A 203-nucleotide genomic window follows, 5' to 3' on the forward strand; every position below is an offset into this window, starting at 1 on the left:
ACCTCCTTCAGCCACGGAAACTCTGCCTTATATTTTGCAGGCGTAACCTTTAATACTTTTCCGGTTTTCTCATAATATTCGTTCTTCTCTGCCAGCATCCGGTTATACACGAAACGCACACATCCAAATGTCCTTGCAAATAGTTCTTTTTGAGATTTATTCGGGTAGATCCGAAAACGGTACACGATGTTCACTCTTATTTT

The 203-nt window shown here is 40.4% G+C and carries 1 protein-coding gene; it reads right to left on the reverse strand.

The genetic code is table 11. The annotated features are described in order from the left end of the window. Positions 1-203: helix-turn-helix domain-containing protein (locus GPK83_RS11905; RefSeq protein ID WP_215704864.1), on the reverse strand; the 203-nt coding region annotated here is incomplete at both ends.

This window comes from Clostridium sp. MCC328, assembly GCF_018785465.1.
Classification (GTDB): domain Bacteria; phylum Bacillota; class Clostridia; order Lachnospirales; family Lachnospiraceae; genus Pilosibacter; species Pilosibacter fragilis.